The following is a 25,806-nucleotide window of genomic DNA, read 5'->3' as shown; positions in this document are numbered from 1 at the left end:
TGAGGCGCGGCGTTTATACGATCGCGTCGATCCAGCCGGGCAGTTCGGACAGGTCGCCCAGTTGCCGGAAGCGCGGGTGCTCGCCCGGCGGTGCCGCGGCTTCATGGCCCCATGCCAGCGGCTGCGGCACGAATGCCGCCCAGGCGCCTGCGGCCAGCGCGGGCAGCACGTCGGACCGCATCGAATCGCCCGCCATCACCGCCCGGGCGGGATCGACGCCATAGCGCGCGAACAGGCGGGTGAAGGTCGCCTCGTTCTTGTCGCTGACGATCTCGATCCCCGCGAAACGATCGCCCAGACCCGAGGCGGCGAGCTTCGCCTCCTGATGCAGCAGGTCGCCCTTCGTCACCAGCACCAGCCGCCCGCGCGCCGCCAGCGCGTCGAGCGTCGCCTCGATATCGTGGAGCAGTTCGACCGGATGCGCGAGCAGCCGCCGCCCCGCCGCGAGGATATCCGCGATCACCCCGCGCGGCAGCCGCTCGCCGCCCAGTTCGAGCGCGGTCTCGATCATCGAGAGGGTGAAACCCTTGGCGCCGTAGCCGTAGAGCTTCAGGTTGCGCGCCTCGCACGCATCCAGCGTCTCGCGCGCGACGTCGGCGGCGACGAACGGCGCGAGCATCGCGACGAAGGCGGCGTGCGCCTCCTCGAAATGGCGCATATTGTGCCAGAGGGTGTCGTCGGCGTCGAGGCAGATGAGGTCGATCGGCATGGGTGCGGGGATAGCGTCGCAACGGATCCGAATAAAGCGGTCGTCCTTCCGGCGGAGGCCGGAATCCATGGATGGGGCGACTGGCGCGCGTCTTTCGCGAGCACCCGACACAATGGATCCCGGCCTTCGCCGGGATGACGAAGCGCGTTGGGCAACCTTCGTCATTCCCGCGCAGGCGGGAATCCATTGCCGCCGACGTATCGATGGATTCGCGCCCCCAGCGTCCATGGGTACCCGCCTTCGCGGAAACGACGGGAAACGAAAAACGGGCGCCGGTTGCCCGACGCCCGCTTCTCATCGAACGGTGGCGATCGTTACGCCGCGCCGCCCGCCTTCTTCTTCTCGGCATAGACGCGGACCGGTTCCTTGCGGCCGTCGATCACGTCCTTGTCGACCACGACCTCGTCCACCCCGTCCATCGACGGCAGGTCGAACATCGTGTCGAGCAGGATGCCCTCGAGGATCGAGCGCAGGCCGCGCGCGCCGGTCTTGCGTTCGATCGCCCGCTTCGACACCGCGACCAGCGCCTCGTCGTTGAAGCCGAGCTTCACGCCCTCCATGTCGAACAGCTTCTGATACTGTTTGACCAGCGCGTTCTTCGGCTCGGTAAGGATCTTGATGAGCGCGGTGACGTCGAGGTCCTCGAGCGTCGCGATCACCGGCAGACGACCGACGAACTCGGGGATCAGCCCGAACTTCAGCAGATCCTCCGGCTCGGTCTGGCGCAGCACCTCGCCGGTGCGGCGTTCCTCCGGCGCGGCGACATAGGCGCCGAAGCCGATCGACTTGCCCTGCAACCGGTCGGCGATGATCTTCTCGAGGCCCGAGAAGGCGCCGCCGCAGATGAACAGGATGTTGGTCGTATCGACCTGCAGGAACTCCTGCTGCGGATGCTTGCGCCCGCCCTGCGGCGGCACGCTCGCGGTGGTGCCCTCCATCAGCTTGAGCAGCGCCTGCTGCACGCCCTCGCCCGACACGTCGCGGGTGATCGACGGATTTTCCGCCTTGCGGCTGATCTTGTCGATCTCGTCGATGTAGACGATGCCGCGCTGCGCCCGCTCGACGTTATAGTCGGATGCCTGGAGCAGCTTGAGGATGATGTTCTCGACATCCTCGCCGACGTAACCGGCTTCGGTCAGCGTCGTCGCATCGGCCATGGTGAAGGGCACGTCGAGGATGCGCGCCAGCGTCTGCGCCAGCAGCGTCTTGCCGCACCCGGTCGGCCCGACGAGCAGGATGTTCGACTTGGCCAGTTCGACGTCGGCGCCCTTCTGCCCGTGGTTCAGCCGCTTGTAGTGGTTGTGCACCGCGACCGACAGCACGCGCTTCGCCTGCTTCTGCCCGATGACGTAGTCGTCGAGCACGTTGCAGATTTCCTGGGGGGAAGGCACGCCGCCGTCCTTCTTGGCGACCAGTGCCGACTTCGTTTCCTCGCGGATGATGTCGTTGCACAGTTCGACGCATTCGTCGCAGATGAACACGGTCGGACCCGCGATCAGCTTGCGCACCTCATGCTGCGACTTGCCGCAGAACGAGCAATACAGCGTGCTCTTGGAGTCGCCACCGCTCAATTTCGTCATTCAATCACCTCAATAGCGCGCCGCGACGCGCGCTTCGATCCGGGCCGCCTACCGTAAACCGCCCTTCCCCGATCGGGCAACCGCCAAAACGTGCCTTGGGCCGGGCGCGGGAAACTCCCCTGCGCGTGGGCGTCATATGATCGCGCGGTGCGCGCTGCACAAGGGACGGCGGATTTCCCGCGCGGTGCCGCTCTGGTACAGCACCCGCGGGGCAGCGGGAAAGGGGCGGACGTGCGACACCAATATGCCAATCTGGACGCGCTGCGCGGCGTCGCGGCGGGGGCGGTGCTGCTGTACCATGCGCACGACTGGTTCGGCACACGGGTCTGGTTCGGCCATGGCTATATGGCGGTAGACTTTTTCTTTGTCCTGAGCGGGTTCGTCATCGCCTTCGCCTATGAGCAACGGCTGGCGCAAACGGGGTCGCTGGCGCGGTTCGTGCGCGACCGGATCGTGCGGCTGTATCCGATGATCGTCGCGGGCGCGGCGCTGGGCGCGGTGGCGTTCGTGGCGCGGGCGAGGTCGAACGGGATCGCGATCGACGGCGGCGCGACCGCGGCGATCGTCGCGGCGGCGGTGCCGTGGCCGGTGACATGGACCGGCGGCGATCCATGGCCGGTCAACCCGCCGATCTGGTCGATCTTCTGGGAACTGGCGGTCAACCTGCTCTTCGCACTCACCGTACGCTGGTGGACGACGCGGATCGTCGCGGCGGTCGTGCTCGTCACGATGCTGGCGCTGGCGGTGCTCAGCTGGCGGATGGGCGGGTTCGTCCACATGGGGCCGATGGCGGACGGATGGGCATTGGGCGGCCTGCGGACGCTCGGCGGCTTCGGGCTGGGCGTCCTGACGCTCCGGCTGCACCGGCAGGGCATCGGTGCCGGTACGGGCAGGCGCTGGTGGGTGGTCGCGGCGCTGCTGCTGGCGACGACGGTGCTGCCCGGCGGAACCGGCGTCGCGCGCTGGCTCGACCCGTTGCTGGCGGCATTGGTGTTTCCCGCGATCGTGCTGGCGGCGGCGGGGAGCGCGTCGCTCGGACACCGGTTCGCGCGGATCGGCGGCGACCTGTCCTATCCGGTCTATGCGGTGCACATGCCGCTGCTGCTGCTGTTCGCCGGGCTGTGGACGCGGCTGGGGCTGAAGGGCGGGGTGTGGCAGCCGGTGGGCGGCGTGGCGATGCTGGTCGCGGTGATCGCGGCGGCGTGGATCGCGCACCGCTTCTGGGACGTGCCGCTGCGCGCCCGCCTGAAACGGCGCAGCGGATAGGACGGGCCGGGGACTTACACCCGGCCCGTCCGGAACGTCAGGCGTTGGCCGGTTCCTCGGGCGCGCCGGGACGCTTGTCGAACACTTGGTCGACCAGACCGAAGGCCTTGGCCTCGTCCGCCTCGAGGAAGGTGTCGCGGTCCATCGCCCGCTCGATATCCTCCAGCGGCTTGCCAGTGTATTTGGCGTAGAGATCGTTCATCCGGCGACGGATGCGCAGGATTTCCTTCGCCTGGATCTCGATGTCCGACGCCATGCCCTGCGCCCCGCCCGAGGGCTGGTGGATCATGATCCGCGCGTTGGTCAGCGCGACGCGCATCCCCGGCTCGCCCGAGGCCAGCAGGAAGCTGCCCATCGATGCCGCCTGCCCGATGCAGACCGTGCCGACGCGGGGGCGGATGTACTGCATGGTGTCATGGATCGCCATGCCCGCCGTGACGACGCCGCCCGGCGAGTTGATGTACATCCAGATGTCCTTCTTCGGATTTTCCGATTCGAGGAACAGCAGCTGCGCGGTGATGAGCGAGGCCATATGGTCCTCGACGCCGCCGGTCACGAACACGATGCGCTCGCGCAGCAGGCGGGAATAGATGTCGAAGCTGCGCTCGCCGCGGCTCGATTGTTCGATGACGATGGGGACGAGGCCGTCGTGAATATCCTGCATTGGGTTCCCGCTCAGTAGGTTTCGGTGCCCTACATCGGCGCTCGGCCAAGGGTACGCAAGGGGCGAAGCGGGGGCGCAAGCGGGCGGCAACGCTTTGGCAAGCGGCGGCGTGGCAGGAGGTGCCATGGCCGCCCCCCGCCCCGCCCCCGCGCCCGTAAGCGACCCCGCCGGGTCCGTCGCGCCCGTGCTGCTGGCGGGCGTCGCGATCCGGCTGCTGTGGCTGGTCGCGGTGCACGGGTCGGTCGATGCGGTGATCGGCGTGGGCGAGGCGACCCGCGTCGCGCTTTCGGTAGCGCGGGGGCACGGGCTGGCCGACCCGTTCTTCGCGGGACAGGGGCCGAGCGCGCATCTGATGCCGCTCTATCCGCTGGTGGTCGGCGGGCTGATCCGATGCTTCGGCAGCAGTTCCGGGGGGATGCTGGTGCTGCTGGCGTTCGCGCTGGCGCAATGGGCGGTGACGCTGCTGGTCGCGCGGCGGCTGTTCGCCGCGCTGGGGCTGTCGCCGGCGGCGCTCCGGCGGGCGACGCTGCTGCTGTGCCTGCTGCCGGTCTATGCCCCGCAGGAGGCGATCGACTTCCGCTATTGGGAAGGCGGGGTTAGCGCGCTGCTGGCGATGCTGTCGCTGTGGTGGATCGTCACGCTCGATCGCGCGGGGGTGCCGGGGTGGACGACGCTCGCGGGGGCGGCGATGCTGGCGGCGCTGACCTTCCTCGTCGCGCCGCCGGTCGGGCTGGCGGTATGCCTGTGCTGGGGATGCTGGGCGCTGCGCAGGCTGCCGGCGCGTCGGGTCGCGGGGTTCGCGGTGGCGGGCTGCTGCGCGGTGCTGCTGTTCGTCGCGCCATGGGCATGGCGCAACGAGCGGGTGCTGGGCAGCGCGATCACCACGCGGAGCAACTTCGGGCTGGAGCTGGCGATCGCCAACCATCCGGCGGCGGTGTCGGGGCGGCGACCGGCGGAAACCTTCGCCGAGCGGCTGCTGGCGGTCCATCCCTTCGCCAGCCCGACCGCGCGTGTCGCGCTGCGGGCGGAGGGGGAGGTCGCCTACAGCCGCCGGCTGGGTGCGGACACGCGGCGCTGGATCGCGGCGCATCCGCTGGACTTCGCGCGCCTGTACCTGCGCCACCTCGGGCAGTTCCTCTTCCCCCGGCCGTGGCAATATTATTTCTCGGGCTGGGAGGCGTTGCGCGTCGAGCGCGCGGTGATCGTGTCGCTGGTGCAGGCGCTGGGGCTGCTCGGCCTTGCCGTGCTGCTCGTCCGGCGACGGCGCGGCGCGGGCTATGTGGCGCTGTACGTCGCAGCGATCGCCCTGCCCTTCGCGGCATTCCAGCCGACGATGCGCTACAGTTATCTGCTGTGGACGCTGCTGGCCTTTGCGGCGGCGTCGCTAGGCGCCGGGGGCCGGATGCGCCAGATAGGCGAGCCGCCGCACCTCGCGTCGCCCGCGCACCACCGTGTCGAGGATCAGCCCGCTGAACAGGCATAGCGAGGCGAGGATCACGAGGCCCGTCGCGAGGATCGCGGTCGGGAAACGCGGCACCAGCCCGGTATGCAGATAGGTCACGACCAGCGGGATCGCGAGCACCACCGCCGCCAGTGCCAGCAGCAGCCCGATCGCGCCGAAGAACCACAAGGGCCGCTCGATCCGGTACAGCGTGGCGATGGTCCGCGCGATGCGGAAGCCGTCGCCATAGGTCGACAGCTTGGACGCCGATCCCTCCGGCCGCGCGAAATAGCGCGTCGGGATCTCCGCCACCGGCATGCGCAGTTCCAGCGCGTGGACGCTGATCTCTGTCTCGATCTCGAACCCGGCGGACAGCGAGGGGAAGCTCTTGACGAACCGCCGCGAGAATACGCGGTAGCCGGACAGGATATCGGTGAAACTGCGCCCGAACAGCCGCGCCAGCATGCCGGTCAGCACCGCATTGCCGAAGCGGTGCCCCCGACGATAGGCGAGCGCCGCCTCGCTCACCCGCTGCCCGACGACCATGTCGAGCTGCTCGTCCAGCAGCCGCGCGACTAGTTGCGGGGCGGCGGCGGCGTCATAGGTCGCGTCGCCGTCCGCCATCACATAGACGTCGGCATCGACGTCGGCGAACATCCGCCGCACCACCGCGCCCTTGCCCTGGATCCGTTCGCTGCGCACCACCGCGCCCGCCGCGCGCGCCACCGCGATCGTATCGTCACCCGAGTTGTTGTCGTAGACGTAGACGACCGCGTCGGGCAGCGCCGCGCGGAACCCCGCGACGGTCGCGCCGATCGCAGCGGCTTCGTTGTAGCAGGGCAGCAGGACGGCGATACGGGGAGCGAAGATGGTCATCGCCGACCCGATAATCTAGTTTCAAACCCGGCCAAAGCGACAACTGCAGAGGACGCATGACGACGACCGCACCCATCGCCGCCCCGCTCCTCCACCGCATCGACCGGTACCGGCAGGCAGTCGCCGGGTACCTCGCCACACGGCGCATCGCCGACCCGGAGATGGTCTTCGCATGGCCCATGGCGATCGGCTTCGGCTTGCTGTGTTTCGCGATCAACTACCCCGGCCGGATCAACATGGACCCGCTCGTCGCGCTGTACGGCGCGGCATCGCCCGCCGAGGTCGGGAACTGGCACGCCCCCGTCCTGGCGTGGTTGTGGGATATTCCCGGATCGCTGATCGGCCAGCCTGCCGGGGCGTTGCTGGTCCAGTCCGCGGTGTTCGCCGCCTATGCCGGGTTCATGCCGCGTGGCGGGCCGGGCATCCGGGATGCGGTCAGCCGGATGGGCGAGCTGCTCTGGCGCTTCATGCTTGCCGGTACCTTCGGCACCATCGGCAAGGACGTCATGCTGCTCGGCCTGCTGCTGATCGCGGTCCAGCTCGTCCGGCGCGGCGGACATCGACCGTTCGGCTTCGCGAGGGGTTTCGCGCTCGCCGCCCTGATCGCGACAAGCCTGACGATCAAGGCACCCAACATCATCCTGTATCTGTTTGCCGCCGCGCTGCTCCTGCCGTTCTTCGCGACGTCCGTCCGGCCGTATCTCGGGCTGGTCATCGCCGGTGCCATTGCGGCGCCGCTGGTCGTCACGGCGGTGCGGACGATCGACCGGAAGGTCTTCCTCGCCGTCGATCGGCATCCCGACCAGCAGATCGTGCTGTTCGACCTTGCGGGCATATCGGTCCTGACCGGGACCGACCAGTTCGCCACCGTCCCCGGCTGGCCCGAACGGACGCTGCCGCCGGTCGCCCGATGCTATACGCCGCATCAATGGGATTCGTTCGCGCCGTGGCGTGGCGGCCCGTGTTCCGGCTATTCCTTCGCCTATGACCGGCTGGACTCCCGCCTGCGCCACCGGTGGTTCGGCGCGATCCTGCGCCATCCGATCGCGTACCTCGATCATCGCCTGACGTTCGCGGCGCATCTCGTGACGACCGGCAAGCATGGCGATTGGGGTGCTGGGGGTTCCGCGCTCAACCGGCCTGATGCCGCCGGTGCGACGCGATCGTTGCAGGAGGTCGCGGCGCGCAGACGTTTCGCGCGGCCGATCCAGCCCTATCGCGATACGATCGGCCCGCTGCCCGCGCGCTGGATCGAATGGCAATTGTTCCGGTCGCCGGTCGGCAACCGGCTGGCGGTGTTCGGCGCGATCCCGCTGCTCGCCTTCTTCTGGTTCCGGCGCGGACGCGGCGTCAGGCCGGGCGCGATCGTGCCGGCGGCACTGGCGGGCGGCAACTTGCTCATGCTCGTCTTCTTCGGCGTGTCGGACGAAGGGCGCTACCTGTTGCCGGGCATGGCATTGTTCTACGTCGCGCTGCTCGCCGCGATCGCGCCGGAACGACCGCGAACCGAAGACGAAAAGGGCGGCGGCGATCCACCGATCGCCACCGCCCCCTGATATCCCGCAACCGCACCACCGGGGTGCGGCGGCAATCGAACGATCAGCCCTCGGCTGCCTCGTCGGCGACCTTCTTCTTGGCGCGCGGCTTCTTGGCCGGTGCCTCGCCCTCGGCCGGAGCGGCTTCCGCCTTCTTCGCCGGTGCCTTGCGGGTCGCGGCCTTCTTCTTGGGCGCTTCCGCCTCGGCAGGCGCGTCGGCGGCGGCTGGTTCCACGTCCTTCGCGGTCACGGCATGGGCATGGTCGTGCCCATGGTCATGATCGTGGTTGCAGTCCGGGCCGTGGACGTGCGGCACCGCGCCTTCCTCGCTCTCGATCGCCGCTTCCAGTTCCTCGCGCGTCACTTCGCGGTCGGTGATCTGGGCCTTGCCGAACAGGAAGTCGACGACCTTGTCCTCGTACAGCGGCGCGCGCAGCTGGGCGGCGGCCATCGGCTCCTGCTGGACATACTGGATGAAGCGCTGACGGTCTTCGGGGCCATACTGCTGCGCGGCCTGCATGATGAGGCGCTGCATCTCCTGCTGCGTCACCTCGACGCCGTTCGCCTGGCCGATCTCCGACAGCAGCAGGCCGAGGCGGACGCGGCGCACCGCGATCTGGCGATAGTCCTCGCGCTCGGCTTCCAGCTCGGCGCGCGCCGCTTCCGGATCGGCCTCATGGCCCGCCTCGTGCTGGAGCTGGTTCCAGATCTGCTCGAACTCGGCCTCGACCATCGACGGCGGCACGTCGAAGTCGTGACCGGCGGCCAGCTGATCGAGCAGCTTGCGCTTCATATGGGTGCGGGTCAGGCCGTTCAGCTCCTGCTCCACCTGCCCCTTGATGAGGCCGCGCAGCTGCTCGAGGCTCTCGAGGCCGAGCGACTTGGCGAATTCATCGTCCGGACCGCCCTCGGCAGGCACCTTCACCGCGGTGATCTTCAGGTCGAAGGTCGCGGGCTTGCCCTTCAGATTCTCGGCCTGGTAATCTTCCGGGAAGGTGACTTCGATCGTCTTCTCGTCGCCCGTCTTCACGCCGACCAGCTGGTCCTCGAACCCGGGGATCAGACGGCCCGAGCCGATCTCGATCGCCATGCCCTCGCCGGTGCCGCCGTCGAACGCCACGCCGTCGACCTTGCCGACGAAGTCCATCACGACCAGATCGCCGGTCGCGGCTGCATGACCCTCGGGCGCGTCGTCATGGCGCTTGTTGCTGCTGGCGAGCTGTTCGAGCTGGGCATCGACCACCGATTCGTCGGCGGGAACGGTCAGCCGCTCCAGCTTCAGATCGTCGATCGCGGGTGCGGGCACGTCGGGCAGCACTTCGAGCGAGACGGTGACGGCGGCATCCTCGCCCGGCGTATACTCACCCGCCAGCGACACCTGCGGCGCGGTGGCCGGGCGCAGCTTCTGCTCGCCGATCAGCGACTGGATGCCGTCCTGGATCGAGGTGTTGAGCGCGTCCTGCGCCAGCGCGGGGCCGTGCATCTTGCGGATCAGGTTCGCGGGCACCTTGCCGGGGCGGAAACCGGGCATGCGGATGGTCGGCGCGACACGCTTCACCTCGGCATCGACCTTGGAATCGATCTCGGCGGCGGTGATGGTCAGCGTGTAGGCGCGCTTCAGGCCCTCGTTCAACGTCTCGACAGTCTGCATTCTCGGGAGCTTTCGTCAATGGAATCGGTTCGGAGCGGCTCCGGCCCTGAGCGGGGCGGCGGCGTCACTGGTGCGGGCGAAGGGAGTCGAACCCCCACATCTTTCGATACTGGAACCTAAATCCAGCGCGTCTACCAGTTCCGCCACGCCCGCCGAGCGGACGCCGCCGGCACGGGCGCGTCTATAGCAGCCGTGCACGTCGGGGCAAGTCGCACGCTTTGCAGATCGCGGGCTCCCTCGCAACCCTCCGGTGCAGCGGGCGTTGAGGGGAGCCAAGGAGAAACCGACCATGCCCGTCGAACCCCCGATCCCCGCCGAGACCCCTGCCCCCGAGCCGGGCGTTGCGCCGACCACGCCGCCGCCGGAGCATCCGGCGCCGCAGAGCGAGCCCGGCCAGCCGAGCGCGCCGCCGCCCGAGATCGACGTGCCCGGCCCCGACATCGACGTGCCCAGCCCGATGCCCGGCGGCGATCCCGGCGTCACCCCGGTCCCCGGCCAACCCGTAATGGAGCAGTGACATGAGCGACCGCGATCGCAGCGCCCACCCCGACAGCGCACCGCAGGACGACACCGACCGCCGCAGCGACATCGAACGCGCAGTGGATTCGGTGAACGGCGATATCGAGCGCGGCGGCACCGACAGCGGTGCCGTGTCGCCGACCGAGCCGACCGTCTCGCCCGACGGCGCGGGCGGTGCAGGCGGGGTCGTTCGCAATCAGGAGGGCGACGGGCAGTAGGTTCGCCCGCTTCCTGGCGCGTTCTCCCCCGCCCCCCGTTCGTCCCGAGCGAAGTCGAGGGACGTGCCGCGGACGCTTCGCAGGGTGCCTCGACTACGCTCGACACGAACGGGCAGGTGCAGAGAACCCACCGCACGGAATACGCCCTACGGAACCCGCCGCGCGGTCAGCACCCGGACCGGCGCGGCGGGCATCTCGCCCTTGAACGCGCCGTTGCTCGATTTCGCCGGATCGACCGGCGTGTCGAGGATCTTCAGCAGGACGTCCCGTCCCTCGACGATCCGGGCAAAGGCCGCATAGCCCTGCCCGTCCGCCGGCACCCCCGGCTGCGCATCCAGCGCACGGCGCTGGTCGCCGACCGAGATGGTGAACTCCCCCCGCGCCGTGCCCAGTCCCAGGCGTGCGATCGAGAGCGTGCCGTCGGTGTGCGACAGCCCGGTCTGGGTCGTCGGCTCGTGCTTGATCGGCGGCAGTATCTTCTTCGCATCGCCATGCGGGCCGAACTGGACGAAGCCGAATTCGGGCGCGACCTTGACCACGCGATAGAAGCTCACGCCGTCGAGCCGCTTCTGATCGACATAGCGCAGGAAATTGGCGGCGCTGATCGGCGCGCGCTTCACCTCGACCTCGACGGTCAGCGTGCCCGCGGTCGTGACGATCGCGACGCGCGGCAGCGGCGGCTCGGGCGCCTGCGCCGCGCCCGGTACCGCCGCGACGACGGCCAGCGCCGCCACGATCGCCCGCCGCGTCGCGCGCATCAGCCCAGCGCCTTCCTGAGCAGGTCGTTGACGACGCCCGGATTGGCTTTGCCGCCCATCGCCTTCATCGTCTGCCCCACGAAGAAACCGAACAGCTTGTCCTTGCCGCCGCGATAGTCGGCGACCTTGTCGGCGTTCTTCGCCATCACCTCGGCGATCGCGGCCTCGATCGCGCCGGTGTCGCTGGTCTGCTTGAGGCCGCGTTCCTCGACGATCGCATTCGCGCCCTGCCCCGTTTCGAGCATGATCTCGAACACCTGCTTCGACAGCGTGCCCGACAGCGTCCCGTCAGCGACGAGACGGAGCAGTTCCGCCCCCTGCGCGGGCGAAACCGGGCTGTCGGCGATGCCTTTACCCAATCGGTTGAGCGCACCGAACAGGTCGGAAATCAACCAGTTGGCAGCGGACTTTGCCGCCACGTCCGAACCGCATGCCGCCAGCAGCGCCTCGAACCAGCGTGCCGTCTCCACCTCGGCGGTCAGCACCGCCGCATTGTAGCGCGACAGGCCCAGTTCGCCTTCATAGCGCGCCCGCTTGGCATCGGGCAGTTCAGGCAGCGACGCGCGGCACTCGTCGAGGAACGCATCGTCGAGTTCGAGCGGCAGCAGATCGGGATCGGGGAAGTAGCGGTAATCATGCGCATCTTCCTTCGACCGCATCGACCGGGTGACGCCCTTGTCGGGATCGAACAGGCGGGTCTCCTGCACGATCCGCCCGCCGTCCTCGATCACCGCGACCTGCCGGTTCGCCTCATATTCGATCGCCGCCATCACGAAGCGGACCGAATTGACGTTCTTGGTTTCGGTCCGCGTCCCGAACTCCTCGCCCGGACGCCGGACCGAGACGTTGACGTCGGCGCGCATCGACCCTTGGTCCATATTGCCGTCGCACGACCCGACATAGCGGAGGATCGTCCTCAGCTTCGAGAGGTAAGCCCCTGCTTCCGCAGGCGAACGCATGTCGGGGCGGCTGACGATCTCCATCAGCGCCACGCCCGACCGGTTGAGATCGACATAGGATCGCGTCGGATGCTGGTCGTGCATCAGCTTGCCCGCATCCTGCTCGACATGGATGCGCTCGACGCCGATCGCCTTGACCGGGCTGTTCGGGTCCTTCTCGTCCAGCACGATCTCGACCACGCCCTCGCCGACCAGCGGGTGGTAGAGCTGGCTGATCTGATAGCCCTGCGGCAGATCGGCGTAGAAATAGTTCTTGCGATCGAACCGCGACCATTTGTTGATGACCGCATCGATCGCCATGCCGGTGCGCACCGCCTGGCGGATGCACTCGCGGTTCGGCGTCGGCAGCATGCCGGGCATCGCCGCATCGACCAGACTGACCTGCGTGTTCGGCTCCGCGCCGAACGCGGTGGCCGCGCCCGAGAACAGCTTGGCGTTCGACGTGACCTGCGCGTGGACCTCAAGGCCGATCACGACCTCCCAGTCGCCGGTCGCGCCACGGATGCGGTAGGTGGATTCAGTCATCTTCTTCTGCTCCGACCAGAGCGTCTCACCGCCGGCTGTTTCCGCCGGCGAAACAACGCCCTGAACAATTCCACTATGGCCTCACCGATCGCTTCAACGAGCAATTCGGCGAGGAACCGCATCTCACCACCACCGGTCCGCGCGCGCGACGAACCCGGCGCGCTGCTCGATCGCCAGCCCGGCGTTCAGCACGCCCTGCTCGTCCAGCGGCTTGCCGATGATCTGCAACCCCAGCGGCAGCCCGTCCTTGTCGACGCCGCCCGGCACGCTCATCGCGGGCAGCCCGGCCAGCGACGACGGCACGGTGAACACGTCGTTGAGATACATCGCGATCGGATCGGCCGACTTCTCGCCCAGCGCAAATGCCGCCGACGGCGCGGTCGGGGTGAGCAGCACATCACACTGTTCCCACGCCCGCTCGAAATCCTGCGCGATCAGCGTGCGGACCTTCTGCGCCTGCGTATAATAGGCATCGTAGAAGCCCGCCGACAGCACATAGGTGCCGATCAGGATGCGCCGCTTGACCTCGTCGCCGAAGCCCGCCGCACGGGTCGCGGCATACATGTCCTGCAACCCGGCTCCGTCGGGCAGCACCCGCTGGCCGTAGCGCACGCCGTCATAGCGCGCGAGGTTCGACGACGCCTCGGCGGGGGCGATGATGTAATAGGCCGGGAGCGCGTACTTCGTGTGCGGCAGCGAAACCTCGACGATCTCGGCACCCGCGTCCTTCAGCCAGTCGATCCCGCGCTGCCACAGCGCCTCGATCTCGGCAGGCATGCCCTCGACGCGATATTCCCGGGGGATGCCGACGCGCTTGCCCGTCAGGTCGGCGTTCAGCCCGGCTTCCCACGCGGGCACGGGCAGGTCGAGCGAGGTCGAATCCTTCGGATCATACCCGGCCATCGCCTCCAGCATGATCGCGCAGTCGCGCACGTCGCGCGCCATCGGCCCCGCCTGGTCGAGCGAGGAGGCGAAGGCGACCACCCCCCAGCGCGAGCAGCGGCCATAGGTCGGCTTGATGCCCGTAATGCCGACGAAGGCGGCGGGCTGGCGGATCGAGCCGCCGGTGTCGGTGCCGGTCGCCGCAGGGCACAGCCGCGCCGCGATCGCCGCCGACGATCCGCCCGACGAACCGCCCGGCGCCATCGCCGCATCGCTCCCCGGACGCCGCCACGGCGAAATGACGTTGCCGAACGCGCTGGTCTCGTTCGACGAACCCATGGCGAACTGGTCGAGGTTCAGCTTGCCGAGCATCCCCGCGCCCGCCGCCCACAGCTTGCCCGAGACGGTCGATTCATACTGCGGCACGAAGCCCTTGAGGATGCCGCTCGCCGCGGTCGTCTCGACGCCCCTGGTGCAGAACAGGTCCTTCATGCCGATCGGCACACCCGCCAGCGGCTTAAGCGGCTCGCCCGCGGCCCGTGCCGCGTCGGCGGCATCGGCGGCGGCGCGGGCATGCTCCGGCGTCTCGACGAGGAAGGCGTTGAGCGGCTTCGCGGCACTGACGACCGCGCTGAACGCATCGGCGACGTCGCGCGCGGAAAAGCTGCCGTCGCGAACGCCGTCGCGGATCGCGGCGACGCCAAGGTCGGTAAGGTCGGTCATGCGGCAGTCCTGAAACGGGGTGATGGGGCGACGATCATTCGATCACCTTGGGCACGGTGAAGAAGCCGTGCTCGCCCTGCGGCGCGTTGGCCAGCACCGCGTCGCGCACGTCGCCGTCGGTGACGACGTCCTCGCGCAGCCGCAGATGGTTGGGGATGACGGCGGTCATCGGCGCGACGCCGCTGGTATCGACCTCGCCCAGTTGCTCGATCCAGCCGAGGATGTTGCCGAGTTCGGGGGCGAGCCGATCGGCTTCGGCGTCGGAGATGGCGATGCGGGCGAGGCTCGCCACGCGCTTCACGGTTGCAGGTTCGACGGACATGGCCCAAGCGGCTAGCATCCCGCCCGGCGCGCGACAAGCGGTCAGCTACAGCACGTCGCCCGCATGGACGATGACGATGGTACCGCCGGGTTCGCGCAGCCGCATCGTGCCGTCCGGCTCGATCCCGTCGAACACCCCCGCCCGCTCGCTGCCATCGGGCAGGCGCACGCGTACCGGCGTGCCGAGCGGTTGCGCCGCCGCGAGCCAGTCGGTGCGGATCGTATCGAGCCCGCCGCGCCGCCATTGGTCGAGCCGCTGCGCGAACCGGTCGCGCAGGCGTTCGGCGGCGTCGCGCGGGGTGAGCAGGATGCCATGGTCGATCAGTGCGGTCGTCGGACGCTCTGCCAGATCGGGATGCTCGGCAAGATTGACGCCGAAGCCGACCACCACCGCATTCCCTGCCCCGCGTTCGAGTAGGATGCCCGACAGCTTGGCCGGACCGATCAGCAGGTCGTTGGGCCATTTGATCCGCGCCCGCCCGGGCAGCAGCGCGTCGACCACGTCGAACAGCGCAAGCGGGGCGACCAGCGCCAGCGTCTGCGCCGGCGGATCGTCCGGGCGAAGGCGGACGATGGTGCTGGCGAACAAATTGCCGCCGCCGTCGATCCACGTCCGGCCCATCCGCCCGCGCCCGGCGACCTGCCGCCCGGCGCGCAGCCAGTCGCCCTCGGGCGCTCCGGCGGCGGCGGCGGTCAGCAGGTCGGCGTTGGTCGATCCGGTCTCGGCGACGAAACGGATCGTCAGAACAGCGCCCGTGCGGCGGTCATCGTCCAAGCGGTCAGCGCCGGCATCAGGAACATGCCGACCGGCGAGATGACGATGGCGCTCGCCGCGATCAGCCCGCCCTCGACCAGCGCAGGCTCGCGCTGGAACGCAGGCGCGGGATCGTCGAAGTACATCGTCTTGACGACGCGCAGGTAGTAATAGGCACCGATCACCGAGGCCGCGATACCGATCACCGCCAGCGGGAACAGCCCGGCCTGCACCGCCGCGTCGAACACCGCATATTTGGCCCAGAAGCCGAGCAGCGGCGGAATACCGGCGAGCGAGAACATGAAGATCGCCAGCGCCAGCGCCAGCGCAGGCCGGGTGCGCGACATGCCCGCAAGGCTCGCCAGCGTTTCCACCGGCTGCCCGTCCTCGCCCCGCATCTGGAGCACGATCAGGAACGAACCCAGCGTCATGACGATATAGATGGCAAGGTAGAACAGCACGCCCGCGACGCCCGCCTGCGTGCCCGCCGCCAGACCGATCAGCGCGAAGCCGACGTTGTTGATCGACGAATAGGCGAGCAGCCGCTTGATATTGCCCTGCCCGATCGCACCGACCGCGCCGAGCACGATCGAGGCGAGTGCCGCGAACACCACGATCTGCCGCCAGTCGGCAACCGCCGGGCCCATCGCCTCGACCGCGACACGCAGCGCCATGCCCATGGCGGCAACCTTCGGCGCGGAGGCGAAGAATGCCGTCACCGGGGTCGGCGCGCCTTCGTACACATCGGGCGTCCACATGTGGAACGGCACCGCCGCCAGCTTGAACGCGATCCCGGCGAACACGAACACCAGCCCGAACAGCAGCCCCGTCGTACGACCGCCGCTATAGGCGGTGGCGATGTCGACGAACAGCGTCGTGCCCGAGAAGCCGTACACGAGGCTGATGCCGTAGAGCAGGATACCCGACGCCAGTGCACCCAGCACGAAATACTTCAGGCCCGCTTCCGCCGAGCGCGTGTCGCGCCGCATGAAGCTGGCAAGGACATAGGCGGCAAGGCTCTGCAACTCGAGGCCGACATAGAGCAGCAGCAGGTCCGCCGCCGACACCATCATGCCCATGCCGCACGCCGACAGCAGGATCAGCACCGGATATTCGGGCTTCAGGTCGTCGCCGGTGGTCCGTGCGAAGAAGCGCGGCGCGATGATGATCGCCACCGCCGACGCGATGTAGATCAGCGCCTTGGCGAACCCGGCAAAGGCATCGGCGCGGTACATGCCGCCAAAGGCGGTGCCGCCCGACGATCCGTTGCCGACTAGCGCCACGCCCGCTCCGGCGAGAACGAATACCGCCGCGATGCTGATCGCGCGCGTCGCCGCCTGCTTGCCCCATGCCGACGCGAGCATCAGCACGATCGCCCCGATGCCGAGCACCAGCTCGGGCAGCGTCATCGTCAATTGTTCGGCGTAGCTCATCAGTGCGATTCCCCGTGCGCCGCTTCGCCGCCGCCCGTATGATGTTGCGCGGCCGCAGCCGCCGGATTGCCCGCGGTCGGACGCGAGTCCGACCCCGGATTGGCCCGCTCGATCCGTTCGAGCAGCAGCGCCACGTCGCCGCGCATCGGCTTCAGGAAGCTCTCGGGATACACGCCCATCCACAGCACCACCGCAGCGATCGGTGCCAGCAGCAGCAACTCGCGCGGATTGACGTCGCGCATCGCCTTAACATCGTCATGCACCAGATCGCCCAGCGCGATGCGACGATAGAGATAGAGCGAATAGGCCGCGCCGAGGATGATGCCGGTGGTGCAGATCAGCGCCGCCCAGGTCGAAACCTGATAGGTGCCGGCAAGGCTCAGAAACTCGCCGACGAAGCCCGACGTGCCGGGCAAGCCGATCGACGCCATGGTGAACAGCAGGAAGAACACGGCATAGCGCGGCATGTTGATCGCGAGACCGCCGTAGCGCGAAATCTCGCGGGTGTGCAGCCGGTCGTAGATGATGCCGACGCACAGGAACAGCGCGCCCGACACCAGCCCGTGGCTGAGCATCACGATCATCGCGCCCTCGATCCCCTGCTGGTTGAAGGCGAACAGGCCGATCGTGACGATCGCCATGTGCGCGACCGAGGAATAGGCGATCAGCTTCTTCATGTCGCTCTGCACCAGCGCGACGAGCGAGGTATAGACCACCGCCACCGCCGAGAGGGTGAAGATCAGCCAGGTGAACTGCCCCGTCGCCTCCGGGAACATCGGGATGGCGAAGCGCAGGAAGCCATAGCCGCCGAGCTTGAGCAGCACGCCCGCGAGGATCACCGAACCCGCGGTCGGCGCCTGCACGTGCGCGTCGGGCAACCAGGTGTGGACCGGCCACATCGGCATCTTGACCGCGAACGACGCAAAGAACGCCAGCCACAGCCATGTCTGCACGTCCGCCGGGAAGTCGTATGCCATCAGCGTCGGAATGTCAGAGGTGCCCGCGACGTCGATCATGTAGATCATCGCGATCAGCATCAGCACCGAGCCGAGCAGCGTGTAGAGGAAGAACTTGTACGATGCGTAGATGCGGTTCGCACCGCCCCAGATGCCGATGATGAGGTACATCGGGATCAGGCCGCCCTCGAAGAAGACGTAGAACAGCAGCAGATCCTGCGCCGCGAAGGTGCCGATCATCAGCACCTCGACGCCGAGGAACAGCGCCATATATTCCGGCACCCGGTTCGTGACCGAACTCCACGACGCGCCGATGCAGATCGGCATCAGGAACACGCTGAGCATGATGAGCATCAGCGCGAAGCCGTCGATGCCCAGCGCCCAGGCGAAGCGCCCGAACACATCGGCATGTTCGACGAACTGCCACTGTGCGCCGCCCACATCGAAGCTGGCCCACAGCGCGATGCCGAGCACGAAGTCGATCAGCGTGGCGACCAGCGCCGTCCAGCGCGCGGCGTTCGCCGACACGAACAGGCACAATACCGCCGCGATGGCCGGCACCGCCAGCATCACCGACAGGATCGGGAAGCCGTTCACTTGTTATTCCCCCGAACCAGTTGCTTGAAACCGCGCATCACGACGCGATCGCCCAGGTGACTGCCGCCGTCAGGCCGATCAGCATGACGAAGGCATAGGTGTAGAGATAGCCGGTCTGCATCTTCACCGCCAAGCGGCTCGACAGCCCGACCAGCGCCGCCGACCCGTCGGGGCCGAAGCGGTTGATCGTCTGCTCGTCGCCGCGCTTCCAGAAGAAGCGACCGAAGGCGAAGGCGGGCCGCACGAAGATCAGATGGTACAGCTCGTCGAAATACCACTTCTTCAGCAGGAAGCGGTGCAGCACGCGGAAGGTATCCGCGATGCCCGCCGCCGTGCCCGGCCGCGCGATATAGATGTAGAAGGCGCTCGCCAGGCCGATCAGCATCACGATCGTCGCGGCCAGTTTCACCATGAGCGGCACCTCGTGCATCGCATGCATCAGATGTTCGTCGAAGAACAGGCTGCCCTTCCAGAAGGTCTCGCCCGCCTCCGGCTCGATGAACCAGTGGTGGAAGACATAGCCCGCCGCGACCGCGCCGACCGTCAGCACGATCAGCGGGATCAGCATGACCAGCGGGCTTTCGTGCGGGTGATAGCCCGCCGTGCCCACGACCACGTCGCTGGCATGCGGGTCATGGGTCGACGGGGCATGGCCCGCGTCTTCCGCCGCCGGATGCGCGTCGTGGTCGTGGTGGGCGTGATCGTCATGGCCATGGCCATGCGCATCGTGCACCGCGTGCTGGATATGCTCCGACCCGGCCCAGCGCGGCTTGCCGAAGAAGGTCAGGAACATCAGCCGCCACGAATAGAAGCTGGTCAGCAGCGCGGCGAAGGTACCGACATAGAAGGCGCCATAGCCGCCCGGACCCGAGGCCCACGCCGCCTCGAGGATCGCGTCCTTCGAGTGATAGCCCGCAAAGCCGCCGACGCCGTAGATGCCGACCCCGGTGATCGCCAGCGTCCCCGCCATCATCGCCCAGAAGGTGAGCGGGATGTGCTTCCGAAGGCCGCCGTAGAAGCGCATGTCCTGCTCATGGTGCATCGCATGGATGACCGAACCGGCGCCGAGGAACAACAGCGCCTTGAAGAAGGCGTGGGTGAACAGGTGGAACATCGCCGCGCCGTACGCACCGACACCGGCGGCGAAGAACATGTAGCCGAGCTGCGAACAGGTCGAATAGGCGATCACGCGCTTGATGTCGGTCTGCACCAGCCCGATCGTCGCCGCGAACAGACAGGTCGCGGCGCCGACGGCGGTGACGACCGACAGCGCGGTCGGCGACACCTCGAACATCGGCGACAGGCGACAGACCATGAACACGCCCGCCGTGACCATCGTCGCGGCGTGGATCAGCGCCGACACCGGGGTCGGCCCCTCCATCGCATCCGGCAACCAGGTGTGGAGCCCGAGCTGCGCCGACTTGCCCATCGCGCCGACGAACAGCAGCAGGCACAGGACGGTCATCGTGTCGGCACGGAACCACAGGAAGCCGATCGTCGAACCCGCCATCGACGGTGCGGCCTCGAGGATCGCCGGGATCGAGATCGTCCCGAACACCAGATAGGTGCCGAAGATGCCGAGCATGAAGCCGAGATCGCCGACGCGGTTGACGACGAACGCCTTGATCGCGGCGGCATTGGCCGAGGGCTTGCGGAACCAGAAGCCGATCAGCAGGTAGGAGGCGAGGCCCACGCCTTCCCAGCCGAAGAACATCTGCACCAGATTGTTCGCCGTCACCAGCATCAGCATGGCGAAGGTGAACAGCGACAGATAGGCGAAGAAGCGCGGCTGATCGGGGTCCTCGCTCATATAGCCCCAGCTATAGAGGTGGACCAGCGCCGAGACGCTGGTGATGACCACCAGCATGACTGCGGTCAGCGCATCGACGCGCAGTTCCCACGCGATGTCCATCCCGCCCGACAGGATCCACGTCGACACCGGCGCGACGCCCGCCGTCGCGGTGCCGGTTAGGAAGGGGATGAAGATGCTCCACGACAGCGCGGCGGCCGCCAGCAGCCCCACCGTCGTCACGATCTTGGGAAAGGCGATCCCGAAGGCGCGGTTCGACAGCCCGGCGACGATCGACGCCAGCAGCGGCAGGAACACGACGATATGGATGGCGCTCATGCGAACGCCCCCGAAACCCGAAAAGCCACCGGCATCACCCCTTCATCCGGTTGACGTCGTCGACCGCGATGGAACCGCGACCACGGAAATAGATGACCATGATGGCCAGACCGATCGCGCTTTCGCCCGCGGCCACCGCCAGCACGAACATCGCGAAGATCTGCCCCACCAGATCGCCCAGCTGCGCCGAAAAGGCGACGAAGTTCAGGTTCACCGCCAGCAGGATCAGTTCGATCGACATCAGGATGACGATCAGGTTCTTGCGGTTCAGGAAGATGCCGAGCACCCCCAGCGTGAACAGGATCGCCGCGACGACCAGATAATGGGTGACCCCGATCACAGTTCGACCCCCTGCCCGACGGGCTGATTGACGTTGCGCGTGGCGTCCTTCGCCCGGCGGTTGATCTGCCGGTTGATGTTCTGCCGCCGCGAGTCGACGCGGACGCGGTGGGTCAGCACGATCGCGCCGATCATCGCCACCAGCAGCACCAGCCCGACGCCCTCGAAGACATAGAGATAGCGGGTGTAGAGCAGCCGCCCGATCGCCTCGATATTGGGCACCGCGACCTCGACCGGCGCGATGCGGCGCGCCATGTCGATCCGGCCCGCGGTCCACGCATAGGCCCCGACGATCAGTTCGACCGCGAGCAGCACCGCCAGCGCCAGCCCTGCGGGCAGATAGCGGACGAACCCGGCGCGCAGTTCGGTGAAGTCGATGTCGAGCATCATCACCACGAACAGGAACAGCACCGCGACCGCGCCGACATAGACGATGACGAGCAGCATCGCGATGAACTCGGCACCGGCCAGCACCATCAGCCCGGCGGCGTTGAAGAAGGCGAGGATCAGCCACAGCACCGAATGGACCGGATTGCGCGACGTGATCGTCAGCGCGGCCGATGCCACCACGATCGTGGCGAACAGATAGAAGGCGAGTGTCTGGATCACGAGCGCTGCTCTTCCCCCTGTTCGCCCCGCTTGCTGCGGGACGATACGCTTGTCAGTTGATCGGCGGCGCGGAGCACCCGCGTGCCGCCGTTACGGAATACCGGCGCCCTTACCGATAGGGCGCGTCGCTCGCAAGGTTCGCGGCGATGGCGCGTTCCCAGCGGTCGCCGTTCGCGAGCAGCTTGTCCTTGTGGTAGATCAGCTCCTCGCGCGTCTCGGTCGCGAACTCGAAGTTCGGCCCCTCGACGATGGCATCGACCGGGCAAGCCTCCTGGCACAGTCCGCAGTAGATGCACTTGGTCATGTCGATGTCGTAGCGCGTCGTGCGGCGGCTGCCGTCGGCACGCGGTTCGGCCTCGATCGTGATCGCCAGCGCCGGGCACACCGCCTCGCACAGCTTGCACGCGATGCAGCGCTCTTCCCCGTTGGGATAGCGGCGCAACGCATGCTCACCGCGGAAGCGGGGCGAGATCGGGTTCTTCTCATACGGGTAGTTGATCGTCGCCTTGGGCTTGAAGAAATACCGCAGCGTCAGCGCGTGCGCCTTCACGAACTCCCACAGGGTGAACGATCGGATGGTCTGGGCGATACTCATGCGGGCAATCCTACGCGGTCGATCATCAGATAACCGGAGACGAGGAAGACGAAGGTCAGCGACAGCGGCAGGAAGATCTTCCAGCCCAGCCGCATCAGCTGGTCATAGCGGTAGCGCGGGACCGTCGCCTTGATCCAGCTGAAGACGAAGAAGAAGAAGAAGGTCTTGGCGAGGAACCAGAGGATGCCCGGCACGAAATAGAGCGGGGCCCAGTCGACCGGCGGCAGCCAGCCACCCCAGAACAGCAGCGCGTTGAGCGCGCACATCAGGATGACGTTGGCATATTCGCCGAGCCAGAACAGCGCGAAGGCCATCGACGAATATTCGGTCTGATACCCTGCGACCAGTTCCGATTCCGCCTCGGTCAGGTCGAACGGCGCGCGCGCGGTTTCGGCGAGCGACGAGATCAGGAACACCACCGCCATCGGGAACAGCAGCGGGTTGAAGCCGAAGCCGTTGATGAAGCCGAGGATATGGCCGCGCTGCTCCATCACGATCGTCGTCAGGTTGAACGAACCGGCCCACAGCACGACCGCGATGAGCACGAAGCCGATCGCGACTTCGTAGCTGACCATCTGCGCGGCGGCCCGCAGCGCCGAGTAGAACGGATATTTCGAGTTCGACGCCCAGCCCGAGATGATGACGCCATACACCCCGAGCGACGACGCCGCGAGGATGTAGAGCAGGCCGACGTTGATGTCCGCCACCACGACGCCGACATCGAACGGGATCACCGCCCAGACGATCAGCGCCACGGTGAAGGTGATGATCGGGGCCAGCAGGAACAGCCCGCGATTGGCCGAGGCGGGGACGATGGTTTCCTGCAGGAACACCTTCAGGCCGTCGGCGAACGACTGCAGCAGTCCCAGCGGACCGACGACGTTCGGGCCGCGGCGCAGCGCCATCGCCGCCCAGACCTTGCGATCGACATAAATAATCATCGCCACCGCCAGCATCAGCGGCAGCGCGATCACGAGGATGCCGACCAGCGTGGCGATCGTCCACGCCCAGCCATAGGGCAGGCCGATGGTGGTTTCAAAAAACGAGGTCACTCGGCGGCCTCCGCGAAATCCTGGCCATGGACAAGTTCGGCCGAACAACGCTGCATCGTCGGGCTGGCCCGGCAGATGGCGTTGGTCAGATAGAAGTCGGCGACCGGATAGGTCACCGTGCCCGACGCCTTAGCGTCGAGCGCGGGCGGGTTCCAGTCAAACCGCACCAGACCTTCGGTCGCCAGTTCGGGCACCGCCGCCGCCATGCCTGCGCGGACGCCGGCGAAATCGTCGAACGGCAGCGTGACGCCCAGCACCTCGCCCAGCGCGCGCAGGATCGACCAGTCGTCGCGCGCATCGCCCGGCGCGAACACGGCGCGGTCGCCGCGCTGCACCCGGCCCTCGAGGTTCACATAGGTGCCCGGCTTCTCGGCATAGCTGGCGCCCGGCAGCACGATGTCCGCCGCCGCCGCGCCCTTGTCGCCGTGATGGCCGATATAGACCTTGGTGCTGTTCGCGAACTGGGTGAAATCCACCTCGTCCGCGCCGAGGAAGAACACCAGCTTCGGGCTCGCCGCCACGATGTCGGCGATGCCGCCCGGCTGCGCATAGCCCAGCATCAGCGCGCCCATGCGGGCGGCGGCGAGATGGACGACGTTGAAGCCGTTCCACGGCGTGCCGTCCTCCAGCGTGCGGACGAGATTGCCGTCCTGCGCCAGCTTGAGCGCGGCACCATGGCCGTTCCTCAGCGCGGCAGGACCGAGGATGACCATCGGCCGCTTGGCCGCATCCAGCGCTTCGGCGGCACGATCGGGCAGGCCGTTCAGCAGCCCCAGATCGTCGCCCAGCCATTCGGCGCGATAGGTCAGATCGACTTCCGGCCCGATGGCGAAGACGCGCGCGCCCTTCTTGATCGCCTTGCGGACGCGGGTGTTGATGAGCGGTGCCTCGTGGCGCAGGTCGCTGCCGACCAGCAGGATCGCGTCCGCCTCCTCGACACCGGCGATGGTCGAGTTGAACGCGACCGCGCCGAGGCTGGTCACGTCATAGGCCATGCCGGTCTGCCGCCCCTCGAGCAGCGTCGAGCCGAGCGCATTCACCAGCGCCTTGGCGGCGAACATCGTCTCGCAATCGAGCAGGTCGCCCGCGATCGCCGCGACCGAGCTGCCGGCGTTCACCGCCGCGATCGCCGCGAACGCTTCGTCCCATTCCGCCGCGACCAGCTTGCCGCCCTTGCGGACATAGGGCTTGTCGAGGCGACGGCGGACCAGGCCGTCGACGGCGTGGCGCGTCTTGTCGTGCGCCCATTCCTCGTTCACGTCCTCGTTGATGCGCGGCACGCAGCGCAGCACCTGCCGCCCGCGCGCGTCGAGGCGGATGTTGGTGCCGACCGCATCCATCACGTCGATCGCGAGGGTCTTCTTCAGCTCCCACGGACGCGCCTCGAACGCATAGGGCTTGCTGGTCAGCGCGCCGACCGGGCACAGGTCGACGATATTGCCCGACAGTTCGCTCGACACCGCCTGTTCGAGATAGCTGGTGATCTGCATGTTCTCGCCGCGATAGATCGCGCCGATCTCCTCCACGCCCGCAACCTCTTCGGCGAAGCGGATGCAGCGGGTGCACTGGATGCAGCGGGTCATGACCGTCTTGACGATCGGCCCCATGTACTTTTCGGTAACGGCCCGCTTGTTCTCGTCATAGCGCGAATGGCCGCGGCCATAGGCGATCGACTGGTCCTGCAGGTCGCACTCGCCGCCCTGGTCGCAGATCGGGCAGTCGAGCGGATGGTTGATGAGCAGGAACTCCATCACGCCCTCGCGCGCGGCCTTCACCATCGCGCTGTCAGTGCGGATTTCCTGATTGTCGGCGGCGGGCAGAGCGCACGACGCCTGCGGCTTGGGCGGCCCCGGCTTCACCTCGACGAGGCACATGCGGCAATTGCCCGCGATCGACAGCCGCTCGTGATAGCAGAAGCGCGGGATTTCCTTGCCCGCCGCTTCGCATGCCTGGAGGACGGTCGCGCCCTGCGGCACCTCGACCTCGATCCCGTCTACCTTGACCTTCGGCATTACCTGGCTTCCTGCGACACGGTCCGCGCGACGGGGACGGTTCCGCGATACAGAACCTCACCCAAAGCGCCTTCCAAAATGGTCTTTCCCAACTTGATCTCCTGCCCGCTCGGCAGGCACGGTCCCAGGAGCGGCGCGAGCGCGGCGAACGCGGCGTCCTGTTCCTTGCTGGCGGCCGGCTTCAGGACGACCGCCTTCGCCGTTTCGGGGTCGCGCTGCACGACGCAGGCCGCGAACGACAGCAACGCGAGTTGCACCGCGATCTCGGGATCGGCAGCGGCCACCGGGGTATGCGCGTCGAACGCCACCGCCGGCATGCGCCACGCCGCCCCGCGACGTTCCGCCTGGTTGCGCCGCCGGTACAGTTCCGTGAACAGCGCGCCGCGCATCAGCAGCGGCTTCATCCGCATCTGGCCCGACGACAGACAATCGTCGTCCGCAGCCTTCGCGACCAGCGTGTCGCCCAGCCGCTCCGCCGGTTGCGCGACGATCGCGGACACCTGCGACGGCTTGCGGTCGACAGTGCAGCGGGCGAACTGCGCCAGCGTCACCCGCGCGCGGGCATGCTCGGACAGGCCGGGCGAGTCCGGAATGCGCGCGCGACGCGGCACAGCGATCCGCGAGCCGGTGTCTTCCTCCACCTGCCGCTGCGCGAGCGCGGGGGACGCGACCGACGACAGTGCCACCATCAGGAGCAGCGCTCG

At 67.8% G+C, this 25,806-nt stretch carries 24 protein-coding genes and 1 tRNA gene; 5 read left to right on the top strand and 20 right to left on the bottom strand.

What is annotated here, in order from left to right:
- Window positions 1-13 precede the first annotated feature (13 nt).
- Both ABLE43_RS05080 and clpX read right to left on the bottom strand, forming a co-directional pair.
- The gene (locus ABLE43_RS05080; RefSeq protein WP_348977393.1) at window positions 14-709 is read right to left on the bottom strand and encodes an HAD family hydrolase; all 696 of its coding nucleotides are present in this window, start codon (window positions 707-709) and stop codon (window positions 14-16) included.
- Window positions 710-1,023: 314 nt separating this feature from the next.
- Window positions 1,024-2,289: an ATP-dependent Clp protease ATP-binding subunit ClpX gene (clpX, locus tag ABLE43_RS05075; RefSeq protein ID WP_348977392.1), complete on the bottom strand. Its 1,266-nt coding sequence runs from the start codon at window positions 2,287-2,289 to the stop codon at window positions 1,024-1,026.
- 231 nt (window positions 2,290-2,520) lie between these two features.
- On the opposite strand from clpX, the gene ABLE43_RS05070 reads away from it, so the two are divergent.
- Entirely contained in the window at window positions 2,521-3,555 is a 1,035-nt protein-coding gene (locus tag ABLE43_RS05070) for an acyltransferase family protein (RefSeq protein WP_348977391.1), read from the top strand.
- A gap of 37 nt (window positions 3,556-3,592) precedes the next feature.
- On the opposite strand, the gene ABLE43_RS05065 is transcribed toward ABLE43_RS05070, so the two are convergent.
- A complete protein-coding gene (locus ABLE43_RS05065) occupies window positions 3,593-4,219 on the bottom strand; it encodes an ATP-dependent Clp protease proteolytic subunit (RefSeq protein ID WP_348977390.1) in 627 nt (208 codons plus the stop codon).
- 124 nt (window positions 4,220-4,343) lie between these two features.
- On the opposite strand from ABLE43_RS05065, the gene ABLE43_RS05060 reads away from it, so the two are divergent.
- Window positions 4,344-5,702 carry a hypothetical protein gene (locus ABLE43_RS05060; RefSeq protein WP_348977389.1) on the top strand — a complete coding sequence of 453 codons (1,359 nt, stop codon included), beginning with the start codon at window positions 4,344-4,346 and terminating at the stop codon, window positions 5,700-5,702.
- Here ABLE43_RS05060 and ABLE43_RS05055 read toward each other — a convergent pair.
- Window positions 5,604-6,536, bottom strand: a complete 933-nt coding sequence (locus ABLE43_RS05055; protein ID WP_348977388.1) for a glycosyltransferase family 2 protein — start codon at window positions 6,534-6,536, stop codon at window positions 5,604-5,606. The two genes, ABLE43_RS05060 and ABLE43_RS05055, sit on opposite strands and share 99 nt — an antisense overlap.
- Before the next feature lie 56 nt (window positions 6,537-6,592).
- On the opposite strand from ABLE43_RS05055, the gene ABLE43_RS05050 reads away from it, so the two are divergent.
- Window positions 6,593-8,092, top strand: coding sequence for a hypothetical protein (locus ABLE43_RS05050; protein ID WP_348977387.1), 1,500 nt, complete (start codon window positions 6,593-6,595; stop codon window positions 8,090-8,092).
- 43 nt (window positions 8,093-8,135) lie between these two features.
- On the opposite strand, the gene tig is transcribed toward ABLE43_RS05050, so the two are convergent.
- Both tig and ABLE43_RS05040 read right to left on the bottom strand, forming a co-directional pair.
- Window positions 8,136-9,722 (bottom strand): trigger factor, encoded by a 1,587-nt coding sequence (gene tig, locus ABLE43_RS05045; RefSeq protein ID WP_348977386.1) that lies wholly within the window; start codon window positions 9,720-9,722, stop codon window positions 8,136-8,138.
- A gap of 68 nt (window positions 9,723-9,790) precedes the next feature.
- A tRNA-Leu gene (locus ABLE43_RS05040) sits at window positions 9,791-9,875 on the bottom strand.
- A 136-nt stretch (window positions 9,876-10,011) separates the two neighbouring features.
- Between ABLE43_RS05040 and ABLE43_RS05035 the strand changes: the two genes are divergently transcribed.
- Both ABLE43_RS05035 and ABLE43_RS05030 read left to right on the top strand, forming a co-directional pair.
- Entirely contained in the window at window positions 10,012-10,239 is a 228-nt protein-coding gene (locus ABLE43_RS05035; RefSeq protein ID WP_348977385.1) for a hypothetical protein, read from the top strand.
- Window position 10,240: 1 nt separating this feature from the next.
- A complete protein-coding gene (locus ABLE43_RS05030; RefSeq protein WP_348977384.1) occupies window positions 10,241-10,459 on the top strand; it encodes a hypothetical protein in 219 nt (72 codons plus the stop codon).
- 146 nt (window positions 10,460-10,605) lie between these two features.
- Here the strand turns inward: ABLE43_RS05030 and ABLE43_RS05025 are convergent, their stop codons facing one another.
- The 14 genes from ABLE43_RS05025 to ABLE43_RS04960 form a co-directional block, all read right to left on the bottom strand.
- A complete protein-coding gene (locus ABLE43_RS05025) occupies window positions 10,606-11,217 on the bottom strand; it encodes a peptidylprolyl isomerase (protein WP_348977383.1) in 612 nt (203 codons plus the stop codon).
- Window positions 11,217-12,701, bottom strand: coding sequence for an Asp-tRNA(Asn)/Glu-tRNA(Gln) amidotransferase subunit GatB (gene gatB, locus ABLE43_RS05020; protein ID WP_348977382.1), 1,485 nt, complete (start codon window positions 12,699-12,701; stop codon window positions 11,217-11,219). The genes ABLE43_RS05025 and gatB overlap by 1 nt, the downstream gene beginning before the upstream one ends.
- A gap of 123 nt (window positions 12,702-12,824) precedes the next feature.
- Window positions 12,825-14,306, bottom strand: a complete 1,482-nt coding sequence (gene gatA / locus ABLE43_RS05015; RefSeq protein ID WP_348977381.1) for an Asp-tRNA(Asn)/Glu-tRNA(Gln) amidotransferase subunit GatA — start codon at window positions 14,304-14,306, stop codon at window positions 12,825-12,827.
- Between the two features lie 34 nt (window positions 14,307-14,340).
- Window positions 14,341-14,628: an Asp-tRNA(Asn)/Glu-tRNA(Gln) amidotransferase subunit GatC gene (gatC, locus tag ABLE43_RS05010; RefSeq protein WP_348977380.1), complete on the bottom strand. Its 288-nt coding sequence runs from the start codon at window positions 14,626-14,628 to the stop codon at window positions 14,341-14,343.
- Window positions 14,629-14,673: 45 nt separating this feature from the next.
- The gene (locus ABLE43_RS05005; protein ID WP_348977379.1) at window positions 14,674-15,402 is read right to left on the bottom strand and encodes a biotin--[acetyl-CoA-carboxylase] ligase; all 729 of its coding nucleotides are present in this window, start codon (window positions 15,400-15,402) and stop codon (window positions 14,674-14,676) included.
- The gene (gene nuoN, locus ABLE43_RS05000) at window positions 15,369-16,814 is read right to left on the bottom strand and encodes an NADH-quinone oxidoreductase subunit NuoN (RefSeq protein ID WP_348977378.1); all 1,446 of its coding nucleotides are present in this window, start codon (window positions 16,812-16,814) and stop codon (window positions 15,369-15,371) included. Before nuoN ends, ABLE43_RS05005 begins: the two co-directional genes overlap by 34 nt.
- Window positions 16,814-18,367: an NADH-quinone oxidoreductase subunit M gene (locus ABLE43_RS04995; protein WP_348977377.1), complete on the bottom strand. Its 1,554-nt coding sequence runs from the start codon at window positions 18,365-18,367 to the stop codon at window positions 16,814-16,816. Before ABLE43_RS04995 ends, nuoN begins: the two co-directional genes overlap by 1 nt.
- Window positions 18,368-18,404: 37 nt before the next feature.
- Window positions 18,405-20,495, bottom strand: a complete 2,091-nt coding sequence (nuoL, locus tag ABLE43_RS04990; RefSeq protein WP_348977376.1) for an NADH-quinone oxidoreductase subunit L — start codon at window positions 20,493-20,495, stop codon at window positions 18,405-18,407.
- Window positions 20,496-20,529: 34 nt separating this feature from the next.
- Window positions 20,530-20,835 carry an NADH-quinone oxidoreductase subunit NuoK gene (nuoK, locus tag ABLE43_RS04985; protein WP_348977375.1) on the bottom strand — a complete coding sequence of 102 codons (306 nt, stop codon included), beginning with the start codon at window positions 20,833-20,835 and terminating at the stop codon, window positions 20,530-20,532.
- Window positions 20,832-21,443 (bottom strand): NADH-quinone oxidoreductase subunit J, encoded by a 612-nt coding sequence (locus ABLE43_RS04980; RefSeq protein ID WP_348977374.1) that lies wholly within the window; start codon window positions 21,441-21,443, stop codon window positions 20,832-20,834. Before ABLE43_RS04980 ends, nuoK begins: the two co-directional genes overlap by 4 nt.
- Window positions 21,444-21,552: 109 nt before the next feature.
- Complete coding sequence (gene nuoI, locus ABLE43_RS04975) at window positions 21,553-22,038, bottom strand: NADH-quinone oxidoreductase subunit NuoI (protein ID WP_056452175.1); 486 nt, start codon at window positions 22,036-22,038, stop codon at window positions 21,553-21,555.
- Complete coding sequence (nuoH, locus tag ABLE43_RS04970) at window positions 22,035-23,090, bottom strand: NADH-quinone oxidoreductase subunit NuoH (protein WP_348977373.1); 1,056 nt, start codon at window positions 23,088-23,090, stop codon at window positions 22,035-22,037. The genes nuoI and nuoH overlap by 4 nt, the downstream gene beginning before the upstream one ends.
- Window positions 23,087-25,102: an NADH-quinone oxidoreductase subunit NuoG gene (gene nuoG, locus ABLE43_RS04965; RefSeq protein WP_348977372.1), complete on the bottom strand. Its 2,016-nt coding sequence runs from the start codon at window positions 25,100-25,102 to the stop codon at window positions 23,087-23,089. The genes nuoH and nuoG overlap by 4 nt, the downstream gene beginning before the upstream one ends.
- On the bottom strand, window positions 25,102-25,791 hold the full coding sequence (locus tag ABLE43_RS04960; RefSeq protein ID WP_348977371.1) for a hypothetical protein: 690 nt from the start codon (window positions 25,789-25,791) through the stop codon (window positions 25,102-25,104). The genes nuoG and ABLE43_RS04960 overlap by 1 nt, the downstream gene beginning before the upstream one ends.
- Window positions 25,792-25,806 lie beyond the last annotated feature (15 nt).

The sequence above is a fragment of the Sphingomonas silueang genome (assembly GCF_040049155.1).
In the GTDB taxonomy this organism is placed as follows: Bacteria; Pseudomonadota; Alphaproteobacteria; order Sphingomonadales; family Sphingomonadaceae; genus Sphingomonas; species Sphingomonas silueang.
Note: the sequence above shows the minus strand (reverse complement) of the source record. Positions and strands in the feature narration are given on the sequence as shown.

Bases quoted from the DNA above. Each gene is read 5' to 3' on its own strand.
- ABLE43_RS05080 (WP_348977393.1), bottom strand. From the start codon at position 709: ATGCCGATCGACCTCATCTGCCTCGACGCCGACGACACCCTCTGGCAC.
- clpX (WP_348977392.1), bottom strand. From the start codon at position 2,289: ATGACGAAATTGAGCGGTGGCGACTCCAAGAGCACGCTGTATTGCTCG.
- ABLE43_RS05065 (WP_348977390.1), bottom strand. From the start codon at position 4,219: ATGCAGGATATTCACGACGGCCTCGTCCCCATCGTCATCGAACAATCG.
- ABLE43_RS05060 (WP_348977389.1), top strand. From the start codon at position 4,344: ATGGCCGCCCCCCGCCCCGCCCCCGCGCCCGTAAGCGACCCCGCCGGG.
- ABLE43_RS05055 (WP_348977388.1), bottom strand. From the start codon at position 6,536: ATGACCATCTTCGCTCCCCGTATCGCCGTCCTGCTGCCCTGCTACAAC.
- ABLE43_RS05050 (WP_348977387.1), top strand. From the start codon at position 6,593: ATGACGACGACCGCACCCATCGCCGCCCCGCTCCTCCACCGCATCGAC.
- tig (WP_348977386.1), bottom strand. From the start codon at position 9,722: ATGCAGACTGTCGAGACGTTGAACGAGGGCCTGAAGCGCGCCTACACG.
- ABLE43_RS05035 (WP_348977385.1), top strand. From the start codon at position 10,012: ATGCCCGTCGAACCCCCGATCCCCGCCGAGACCCCTGCCCCCGAGCCG.
- ABLE43_RS05030 (WP_348977384.1), top strand. From the start codon at position 10,241: ATGAGCGACCGCGATCGCAGCGCCCACCCCGACAGCGCACCGCAGGAC.
- ABLE43_RS05025 (WP_348977383.1), bottom strand. From the start codon at position 11,217: ATGCGCGCGACGCGGCGGGCGATCGTGGCGGCGCTGGCCGTCGTCGCG.
- gatB (WP_348977382.1), bottom strand. From the start codon at position 12,701: ATGACTGAATCCACCTACCGCATCCGTGGCGCGACCGGCGACTGGGAG.
- gatA (WP_348977381.1), bottom strand. From the start codon at position 14,306: ATGACCGACCTTACCGACCTTGGCGTCGCCGCGATCCGCGACGGCGTT.
- gatC (WP_348977380.1), bottom strand. From the start codon at position 14,628: ATGTCCGTCGAACCTGCAACCGTGAAGCGCGTGGCGAGCCTCGCCCGC.
- nuoN (WP_348977378.1), bottom strand. From the start codon at position 16,814: ATGAGCTACGCCGAACAATTGACGATGACGCTGCCCGAGCTGGTGCTC.
- nuoL (WP_348977376.1), bottom strand. From the start codon at position 20,495: ATGAGCGCCATCCATATCGTCGTGTTCCTGCCGCTGCTGGCGTCGATC.
- nuoI (WP_056452175.1), bottom strand. From the start codon at position 22,038: ATGAGTATCGCCCAGACCATCCGATCGTTCACCCTGTGGGAGTTCGTG.
- nuoG (WP_348977372.1), bottom strand. From the start codon at position 25,102: ATGCCGAAGGTCAAGGTAGACGGGATCGAGGTCGAGGTGCCGCAGGGC.
- ABLE43_RS04960 (WP_348977371.1), bottom strand. From the start codon at position 25,791: ATGGTGGCACTGTCGTCGGTCGCGTCCCCCGCGCTCGCGCAGCGGCAG.